Source organism: Brevibacillus sp. HB1.2 (assembly GCF_013332495.1).
GTDB lineage: Bacteria > Bacillota > Bacilli > Brevibacillales > Brevibacillaceae > Brevibacillus > Brevibacillus porteri.
In genome coordinates, this window is record NZ_JABMIU010000011.1 from 191,088 (window position 1) to 198,007 (window position 6,920).

Genomic DNA, 6,920 nt, shown 5'->3' on the forward strand with positions numbered 1-6,920 from the left:
TCAAAATACTCCTATTCGGGTTTTCGAAGTGGAGGTTTGTTTATGCTTTTTACCAAATCGGACGCACTCTTGGATGACTTGTATGAGATTGCGAAAAATGTGCATCAAACAGCGATCTATTTTAATGAATACAAGATTACTTCATTGGAGACTGTCAAAACCTTTTCTACAGAAATGAAAGAGTACGAAACAAAAGGCGACAAGCTCATCCATGAAATCATTGTGCAAATCAACAAGACATTTATTACCGCCATCGAGCGTGAGGACGTCCTGGACCTTGCCGTCAAACTGGATGACGTACTGGACGGATTGGAGTTTTGTGCTTCGAGACTCTATATGTACGACATCATGGAAGCAGATGAAACGATGGTGAGATTCGGGGAACTCATCGAAGACGCTACCAAGCAAATTCTTCTCGCCATTGAGCTGCTCCAAAAGCAAAAGCTGTCCGCTATGAAGGAGTACATCATCCGCATTAACGATTTAGAAAGCGAAGGGGATGAATTGGTGAGGGGGAGCATCCGGCAATTGTTCAAAACCTCGAGCGATCCAATTCACATCATGCAGCTCAAAGAGGTGTACGAAGTGCTGGAAGATGTCATGGATCATTGTGAGGATGTCGCGGATGCGATGGAATCTGTGATCATGGGCAACTCTTAAACCAAGGAGACCTACTTTCATGCATACGAGCCTTCCTCTAGTTATTGCGGTTATCATCCTGGCTGTTTCCTTTGACTTTATTAACGGATTTCACGATACAGCCAATGCCATTGCAACCACCGTATCCACCAAAGCTCTCCCACCTAAGATTGCCATTGGTCTGGCAGCTATCATGAACTTTATCGGTGCCCTGACATTTACCGGGGTCGCCAAAACGATCGGTGGAGATATCGCCGATCCAGCCAAGCTGGAATTCGGAGTGCTTGTGGTCATGGCTGCTCTCCTGTCTGCGATCCTTTGGAATTTGATTACATGGTGGTACGGTATCCCCAGCAGTTCGTCTCACGCTCTCATCGGCTCACTCGTAGGGGCAGTCCTCGCTTCCGCCGGGAGCGCGCAAATCAACTGGGCTGGTTTTTTAAAAATCTTCCAGGCGCTCATTGTGTCACCGGTTATCGCGCTGGTAGCTGCTTACCTCATGATGAATTTGGTTTATTTCATTTTTAGTCGGATCATGATCCCCCCTACCAGGGTCAATCGGGGTTTTCGCCTCTTTCAGATTTTCACGGCGGCCCTGCAATCCTTTACACATGGAACCAATGACGCACAAAAAGCGATGGGCATTATCGTATTCGCTCTCGTAGCCGCTGACCTGCATGCAGATACAAGCACCATTCCTTTCTGGGTGCAGTTCATTTGTGCCCTTGCGATGGGCTTGGGAACCTCTGTCGGAGGCTGGAAAATCATCAAGACGGTCGGGGGCAAAATCACCAAAATCGAACCAATCAATGGTGCAACTGCCGATCTCACCTCGTCCACGATCATTTTTACCTTTACGCAGCTAGGATTGCCTGTCAGCTCTACCCATGTCATCTCTTCCGGGATCATGGGGGTCGGCGCAGCCAAACGGCTGAAAAGCGTCAATTGGGGCGTCGCCAAACGCATTGTGATCACCTGGTTTATTACGCTGCCTATCTCTGCCTTGCTCGCTGCAGCTACGTATTTGTTGCTGCATGTATTTATCTAAAAGCAAAAGGGACGAGTAACAGGCTCGCCCCTTTTTTCGTTTACGTCCCTCATCAAATATTATATTTCCCCAAGAACTCCTTGTGTTTTTTGCTGCCTGCATGGCCCGTTTTTTACTTTTTCGTAAGAACCTTTATGCCTTCTTCTACAAACGTGTCATCCCGCAATTTGTCCTGCACGCTTGTACTCCATTTTTCTTTTGTCAAAAGCGATGCCAAATCCTCACCAAAGAGGCCTTGAATAGCAACTCGTGTGGCAACAATCGTCGTATCAGAAAAACGATATTCTACGGTTTGCAAATTGTCTACCAGCGCAAAGGCTGACACGGAGTTATACAGCATCGCTTGCTTGAACAATTTCGCCTCGACGTCGGTCGTCATGTCCTCGTAATGAATCTCAATCGTAAACTTCTCCGGACGGAGCTGAAAGGTGCGCTTGAGATGACTCAACGGCAGATGATTGAACATGACCAGATTCGAAGTAGCGCCCATGTACTTGTTTTTGTATGGCAAAATGGATGCCAAATCGTGAGTCAGCGGGCTTTGCTGAGCTAATTGATATTGCTCTGATTGCGCTTCGTTCTCCGGGATAATTACGATCTGAATGACCATGAACAGGACAACCCCGATGAGAACCAAGGCAAGAATCATTTTATTTCGCAATGATGTCACCTTCCCCTGCATCGTATTTCAAAATCAGCCGCGGAATGGCGTGGAGCCATAGTGGTATGAGTATGGAGAGAAAAGGCAGCGCATACGCTACGGCAATGTTAGCGAATTGATACGGTCCAGTAAGATTCACTGGCTTTGAAAACCATAGATTGCTCCCAAAATAGAGCGCAGTCGTAAAAACGAGTGTCCCGACAATATAAAGCGCCCAAAGCATCCAGCCCGTTTTCCGCAGCAAAAAGGCAGACCGGACATTCATACTGGTCAAATTTTGCGTAGAAGCCGGTCGGTTGATCCCCAGCAAAATCAAATAAATGATTCCGATGAGTATGCAAATCGCAAACAGACCATAGTTCAAAAAGATACCCATGCCCCAAATTCGCAGTGGCATAGTCACAATCCAGGCAATGAGTGTGTACAGCAATCCGAGCTGCAACAGTTCTTGCAGGAGTGGAAGTATGTAGACTTTGCGGCGTTCTCCGACAATCGAATCAATCGAAGGGAGATTGGCCTTTGCTTTTTTCACCGCTTCATCCAGTGATAGCCCATCTGCAACCAAGTCGGCGACCTTTGCCTCCAAATTGCTCAATACTTCCCATTTGAGCTCCTCGATTTGTTTACTTCCTCTATATTTTTGAAACAATTGATCGACATAGTGCTGTAAATTCTCCATCACACTTCCTCCCGCCTTTCGATGAGCTGGTCAATCAATTCTTTGGCGACTTTCCAGGATGCCAGCGCTTTTTCGTACGCCTCTCTGCCTGCTTCTGTCACCTGATAATATTTGCGTCTGCCCCCCTGGCTCTCATCTCCCCAGTACGAAGCGATCAGCTTGTGTGACTCTAATCTTTTCAGACTGGTATACAAGGAAGGCTCTTTCAGTTCGTAACGCCCGCCGCTGTTTTTGAAAATGGCTTTGATGATTTCGTATCCATAGTTATCGCCGTCACACAGGACACGGAGAATAATCGTATCGATATGACCGCGGATAATGTCACTGCTGATACTGCTATCACTCATCTCGTTCACCTCGCAACTATAGCATAACACATATTACTATGTATGTCAGAGTAATATGTGTTAAATTTCTTCTACTCACACAAAAAAACAAGACCACTCAAAAAGTTGAGATGGTCTTGAACAAATAGGCAGCCCAGTCGTTTTATTGTTTCACCTGGTACACCAGATAGGGTGCTGGCGTCCGTTTTCCGTTTAATTCCGGCCAAACATAATGCAGTTCCAGTGAGGGACTATTCCCCTTGTTAGACTCTGTAGATGACTCGCCTATCTCTGAAAAATTCCCTTCCAGGCCTACTACTTGTCTGCTGGTGCTATTCACCCAAACCTTATACTTGTGACTCTCCGCTCTTGCTCCTTGTGTAATGGCAATGAAGTCTAGCCTGATTGCTGAGTCTTCCACCGCCGCGCCCTCCATTGCAAGCTGTGTGATTTGTCTTGGCAAATAGTACGCCAGTTTTTTGGCACCGATTTGGGCTGCTTCTGCTTGGGACAGCTCTGGGGAAGTATGTGACTCCGTATTTGTTTTCATCCGATACGCCAGTAGTTGACCAGATTTCTTGGCAAACCTCGCAGTGAGATAAGTAGCATCTGTCATTTTCCACGTATATTCCATGTACGATTCTTGTTCTTCTGTTGATAATGGACGGTTATCCCCTCCGATACGTACACCGAACTCTTGCTGGATCAGAGTGGCTATCTCCTCATCTGAGTTGGCCATGAGCAGCTTACCTTGTGCCTGAATCGGGATGAGGCTATAGCTACCAGTTGCCGCCACGCTCTGAAAACGATGATCGAGGACTTCCCCGTTCAATGCGTTGATATAGCCCGCAAAAGTCGCTACTTCTTCTTGCTTCAAACTGGCTGTCAGCCTTTGTACTGCGTCCTCTTTGGAAATTGCTTTTTCTGGATTGGGAAATAGCGAGAGATCCACTTCTGCATCGAGATTCTCCTCAATGACCATACCCGCTGGTGTTCCATCTGACTCCAAGGGAACCTTCACGACACTGTCGGCGAACGGTATACCGTTAATGACGCGTTGAAAAACAGCCGTATCTTTTTCCAGATGGTTAGAAGCGAGTTGATATTGCTTACTCTTTTCGCCTAATTTCTGCTTCATATATTGCTCGACAGACAGCGTTGGCGTATTGCTAGCCGTGGTTGCCGTTTTGGGCAGTATTTGGCTTTTTGGGAGCGATTGTGATTGCGTAATGACACTCTGTTCTTTCTGTTTGGGCTGTTCTTTCACCTGGCTTATTTTCCGCTGCTCGGTAACAGGAGGAATATTCCTTTGCTCCGGTATGTCCTTCTCTTTTGCCAGTGAAGGCGCATTCTCTGCACGCTGCTCCGTACGTACACTGCTGGTCCCAACTGGTGCTTCTTTTCCGTCAGGTACAGCTACCAAGAGAGCCAGTACGACAGTTGCAGCTGCACCTCCTGTCATCGACAAGATACGGCCCACTTTTTTCCTCTGCTTCATCTGCCTTGCCTGTTTAACCAGCGTCTGATCCAAATAGGTGACAAATTCCTGACGAGGGGGTGGGTCTTGCCTTCTTAACCCTCGCAGTTGGACCGTCAGCTTCTCATCCTCTAGCCCACTCATTTAGAAAGCCCCCTTCCTCCGTATCATTCATCATTTCTTTGACCAGCTTTAATGCCCGATGGGTGTTTACTTTCACCTTGGATTCCGATACACCCAGGATTTCTGCCGTCTCCTTGACGCTGTATTCCTCGATGCAGCGCAAAATCAGAACCAGACGATAATGGGGCGCTAGATTTTGGATCGCTTGCTTCAGCTCACGAACGTTTTCCCTCTTGGTCAGGACGTTTTCCGGACCCCCTTCCTTGGTCGCCAGCTTCATCAGCCAGTTTTCTGAGAAAAAGGACTTGACCTTCTGCTTGCGATGCTGGTCGATCGCCGCATGCTTGGCAATGGAGAAGAGCCATGTTTTCAGAGTGACTCTGCCATCAAATCCGGCGAGCCCTTTTAACACTCTCGTAAAAACCTCCTGCGTCAAATCCTCGGCATCATTCTGGTTGCCGGTAAAATGGAGCAGAAAGTAGTAAACGTCCTGATAGTGAGCATGATAGATCGCGCTGATCCGCTGCTCGATATCCTCCTGCACGGGTTAGCCTCCTGTCTTAGTACGGACTGTAATGAAATTCAGCTGTAGTAGTAAATTTGCCGGTTAGGGCATCAATTTCTCGGTGGTCTAGAGATATAGCTGTTCTGTACACCAGAATGGGTTGATAGTTTCGGTTATCCGACTCAATATCGGCATCTGATGTGAAATATTGCAGCTCCAGTGGACGCACTTTCAAGTATTCCTTTAGCGCCTGCTCATGTGATACAGCCTTTTTGGGGTCAGGCAGAATGAGTGGTTCCCAAGATACATCCTCCATATGCAGACCTATAACCTCTCCCGTGATACGGTCTATTCTGATAAAAATCTCATCATCCAGAACGGGAATGCCTTCGTGCACATTTACAAACCTGAAGCCCTGCACAGCGCCTCTCTGTTGAAACTCTGCTTTGCCAATCGGCATCACTTCTTTTAAATGCTTGGGTCCGTACTTTTCCAGCGCAGCAATAGCTAGTTTCATCGATTCTTCTGGCGTTAGCCATTTCTTTCCGTTTGGATCTTCTTTAGGGAATTTTATTTCTTTCTTTCTCTTGTCAACCACACGGTAGCTCATGAATCGTCCTGTTTCTTCCTCCGTTTCAATTTCAGCATCAAAGTCTTTATTGATTTCATGTGTATATTTCTTACCTTTTGTATCTTCAGAAATGCCTTCTTTTATTTTTTCAGCTTTGCTCTCGATCCCAAAAGCAGCGAACATAGCTGCTGCTTCCTCTGTCGTCTTTACGGTTACTTCCTTACCGACAGGATTCACTCTGACAATGGGATTATATGCACTCCCCGAACCGTTCGCCGAACCGACATAAGGAGGAACTTCCTCGCCTGTTTTGGCATCGATAAATTCCGAGAATTCCGATTTGTATCGTAATGTAGGAGAGCCATACAAGTATTTCTTCGTTTTCTCGTCATATCTCTCTACTGGCTGTTTCAAATAAAAGAGCTTCAGGTGTTTGGCGAAGGCTTTTTCAGCCTGATCCTTGGATATGGCTTCCTTTGGATCAGCAAACTTCATATTTTCCAAGGCGGGTGCATCGTCTCCAAGATTATATTTATGTAAACCTGATCCTTTCGAAATAATTTCTCCTTTGCTGTTTACGGTTAGACGAACATTTATATTCAGATACGGAAGTCCGTTTACCAATTTTGTAAAATGGGCCTCGTTGTCCCTTGAATAGTTAGGGTTATAGGCAAAGCCGCCCATATCTGGACCATACCATTGTTTCATAAAATCTGTTGCTTTGCTGACTACCTTGTCATGCTCAATCTTCGGCCTTCCTTCTTCGGGAAATTCCTCGTCGTAGCTAAACCAATCGGGATTCCCTTGTTTATCCAAACCGAATTCAAAAGACGGCTTCTTCTTCTCCTTGGACGTTTGCAAGATGATGGTTATATCATTCGTTCCATCATC

Annotated in this window: 8 protein-coding genes; 2 read left to right on the forward strand and 6 right to left on the reverse strand. The window is 46.4% G+C overall.

Annotated features, from left to right (window positions below):
* Nucleotides 1-42: 42 nt before the first annotated feature.
* Together HPY28_RS22500 and HPY28_RS22505 are read left to right on the forward strand one after the other, a co-directional pair.
* A complete protein-coding gene (locus tag HPY28_RS22500) occupies nucleotides 43-660 on the forward strand; it encodes a DUF47 domain-containing protein (protein ID WP_017251487.1) in 618 nt (205 codons plus the stop codon).
* Nucleotides 661-679: 19 nt separating this feature from the next.
* A complete protein-coding gene (locus HPY28_RS22505; protein ID WP_017251488.1) occupies nucleotides 680-1,687 on the forward strand; it encodes an inorganic phosphate transporter in 1,008 nt (335 codons plus the stop codon).
* Between the two features lie 112 nt (nucleotides 1,688-1,799).
* Here HPY28_RS22505 and HPY28_RS22510 read toward each other — a convergent pair whose 3' ends face one another.
* The 6 genes from HPY28_RS22510 to HPY28_RS22535 all read right to left on the reverse strand — a co-directional run.
* Nucleotides 1,800-2,357 carry a DUF4825 domain-containing protein gene (locus HPY28_RS22510; protein ID WP_174225623.1) on the reverse strand — a complete coding sequence of 186 codons (558 nt, stop codon included), beginning with the start codon at nucleotides 2,355-2,357 and terminating at the stop codon, nucleotides 1,800-1,802.
* Nucleotides 2,338-3,027 (reverse strand): permease prefix domain 1-containing protein, encoded by a 690-nt coding sequence (locus HPY28_RS22515; protein ID WP_173622889.1) that lies wholly within the window; start codon nucleotides 3,025-3,027, stop codon nucleotides 2,338-2,340. Before HPY28_RS22515 ends, HPY28_RS22510 begins: the two co-directional genes overlap by 20 nt.
* Nucleotides 3,027-3,374, reverse strand: a complete 348-nt coding sequence (locus HPY28_RS22520) for a PadR family transcriptional regulator (RefSeq protein ID WP_017251491.1) — start codon at nucleotides 3,372-3,374, stop codon at nucleotides 3,027-3,029. Before HPY28_RS22520 ends, HPY28_RS22515 begins: the two co-directional genes overlap by 1 nt.
* Before the next feature lie 142 nt (nucleotides 3,375-3,516).
* On the reverse strand, nucleotides 3,517-4,974 hold the full coding sequence (locus HPY28_RS22525; protein WP_174231451.1) for a hypothetical protein: 1,458 nt from the start codon (nucleotides 4,972-4,974) through the stop codon (nucleotides 3,517-3,519).
* Entirely contained in the window at nucleotides 4,955-5,497 is a 543-nt protein-coding gene (locus tag HPY28_RS22530) for an RNA polymerase sigma factor (RefSeq protein WP_174231452.1), read from the reverse strand. The genes HPY28_RS22525 and HPY28_RS22530 overlap by 20 nt, the downstream gene beginning before the upstream one ends.
* A gap of 16 nt (nucleotides 5,498-5,513) precedes the next feature.
* On the reverse strand, nucleotides 5,514-6,920 hold a 1,407-nt coding region (locus tag HPY28_RS22535; RefSeq protein ID WP_174231453.1), incomplete at its 5' end, for a YcdB/YcdC domain-containing protein.

Excerpts from the sequence above, each read along its gene's own strand:
- HPY28_RS22500 (WP_017251487.1), top strand. The coding sequence starts at position 43 with ATGCTTTTTACCAAATCGGACGCACTCTTGGATGACTTGTATGAGATT.
- HPY28_RS22505 (WP_017251488.1), top strand. The coding sequence starts at position 680 with ATGCATACGAGCCTTCCTCTAGTTATTGCGGTTATCATCCTGGCTGTT.
- HPY28_RS22515 (WP_173622889.1), bottom strand. The coding sequence starts at position 3,027 with ATGGAGAATTTACAGCACTATGTCGATCAATTGTTTCAAAAATATAGA.
- HPY28_RS22520 (WP_017251491.1), bottom strand. The coding sequence starts at position 3,374 with ATGAGTGATAGCAGTATCAGCAGTGACATTATCCGCGGTCATATCGAT.
- HPY28_RS22525 (WP_174231451.1), bottom strand. The coding sequence starts at position 4,974 with ATGAGTGGGCTAGAGGATGAGAAGCTGACGGTCCAACTGCGAGGGTTA.